The 2,065-nt window shown below is 58.8% G+C and carries 2 protein-coding genes; one reads left to right on the forward strand and one right to left on the reverse strand.

Features of this window, described 5'->3' with window-relative positions:
* On the forward strand, window positions 1–728 hold a 728-nt coding region (locus tag NW819_RS10915; RefSeq protein ID WP_414413747.1), incomplete at its 5' end, for a sensor histidine kinase.
* Between the two features lie 3 nt (window positions 729–731).
* Here NW819_RS10915 and NW819_RS10920 read toward each other — a convergent pair.
* Window positions 732–1,991 (reverse strand): ABC transporter substrate-binding protein, encoded by a 1,260-nt coding sequence (locus NW819_RS10920; RefSeq protein ID WP_414413748.1) that lies wholly within the window; start codon window positions 1,989–1,991, stop codon window positions 732–734.
* Window positions 1,992–2,065: the final 74 nt, after the last annotated feature.

Below are 2,065 nucleotides of genomic sequence, written 5' to 3' on the forward strand. Positions count from 1 at the left end.
CCCACGAGCTGCGCACCCCCATGACCAATGTGCGCATGGCCTTGCAAATGCTGCAAATGACCCGCGATAACCCCGAGAAACAGCGGCACTACTTCACCATTGCCCTGAAAGAGTGCAACCGGCAAATCGAGCTCATCAACGACCTGCTGGATATGCGACGGCTGGGAGCCGGGACGTATCTGCTGCAACCAGAGAATATTTTTCTGCCGCGGTATTTACAAGATTTGCTGGACGGGGCTCAGCCTTTGGCCCAAGCCAAACATCAACACCTGCAACTGCACCTGGAGTCAGGGATCCCCTCGCTTTGGGCCGACCCCACCTGCTTGGGGCGCATTCTGCGCGAGCTGCTGCACAACGCCATCAAGTACACGGCCCCCGAGGGATCCATCCACCTGCGGGTTGTCTCAGAAGGGCAGGGGATCCTCTTCGTCTGCAGCAACAGCAGCGAGATCCCAACAGCAGAGCTGCCCCGCATCTTTGAAAAGTTTTACCGGATCCCGCAATCGGATCGCTGGAAGCACGGCGGCACCGGCCTGGGGCTGGCTTTGGTGAAGCAACTGGTGGAGCACATGGGGGGGAATATCTCCGTCAACAGCTCGGATGGATGGACGCATTTCCAAGTTTGGTTGCCCCAAGGTGAGGATCCTGCTCCGCCATTGCCCGGCCCACCCCCAATGTCAGAAGACCTCCCCTTTTGGAAAGAGGCTGGGGGTGAGGGGCATACCTGACCCCTATCCCGGCAAGACTTGTTGCTGCCAGAGGGCCTCCAGTTGCACCGTGTATTCGGAGTTCACGATGGGCACTGCCCCAGCAATGGCCTCTTGAATGGGGATCCCGGCGGCAGCCTCCAGCTGGGCAAAAGCTGTTTGGTAGTCGGCAGACAACCGGCTGACATCAATGAGCGGCAGATCCCCCCAGACCTCCGGCTTGAACTTTTCCAGCTGCCCCTCCGGGCTGGCCAAAACCTCCGCCAAGACCATCGCCCCCCAAGGATTGGCCGCATTAATGGGAATGGCCGTGAACGAGGGATCGATCAAGCTGGTGCCCGGGATCCCATAGGGGGTGGTGCTGGGAGGAAATTGGCCGTTGCCCTTGCGTAAGATCACCTGATCGATAAAGGTGGGGATGAGCCACACTTCGCCGTTGGCAAAAAGCTCCGCCAGGCGGGCAAAGGTGGGCGGGTAGGTTTGGCCCTGTCTCCACAGGAAGGGATCCAGCTTTCTCAGGTATTCCACCAGGGCAGGGGATTGTCGCGCCCAGAGATCGGCATCGAAGTCCGGCCCGCTGTACTGAGCATAGCCCCCGGTCACACCATAGAAGGCGCTCAACAAAAAGCGGCTGCCATGAAAATCCGGCGGGGCCACGTAGGTAAATCGCCCTGGGTTGGCCTCTGCCCAAGCCAACAGTTCGGCGTAGCTCTGGGGGGGATTGGGTACCCGTTCGGCATCATAGGCCATCAAAAAGTAGTTGCCGGTGTAGGGTGCAGAATAGCCCTCAGTGGGCAGGCCAAAATCCGTTGCAATATCGGCGGGATCGTAGAAGGGCAAGCTGGGCAATTTCTCAGCAAAAGGGCCGAAGAGCAAATTCCCCTGCTTGAGGGTGCGGAAGTTGTTGCCATTGATCCAGATGAGATCGATGCTGCCGCCGCTGCGCAGACCGGCCTGCACCTCCCCAATCACCTTGTTGACTGCTTCAACAGTATCCGTGAGCGGGATCCGGTTCAAGCGAATGCCATAACGCTCCTGCAACTGGCTTTTCACCCAGCCATCCACGAAGCCATTGATGGCCTCACTGCCGCTCCACATGGCCCAGTTGACAGAGCTGCCTCGCGCCCGCTCCAGAATATCCGCCCAGCTCAAGGATCCCAGATCTACCGTGCTCTGGGGGGCATTCTGGGCCAACGGAGAGCCTTGACTCAACACCCAAGCCCCCAGGGATCCCAGGCCGGCCAACACCTGCCGTCGCTTCCAGAAAACGCTTTTGGGTTGCATAGCCTTGCCACCATCCCCATCAAACTTTCAGGTTTCAGATTCAACTTAAACTCTCCCCTCCTCCTTTGGGAAAA

Source organism: Synechococcus sp. R8-2 (assembly GCF_047461715.1).
Classification (GTDB): Bacteria; Cyanobacteriota; Cyanobacteriia; order Thermostichales; family Thermostichaceae; genus Thermostichus.

Excerpts from the sequence above, each read along its gene's own strand:
- NW819_RS10920 (WP_414413748.1), bottom strand. The coding sequence starts at position 1,991 with ATGCAACCCAAAAGCGTTTTCTGGAAGCGACGGCAGGTGTTGGCCGGC.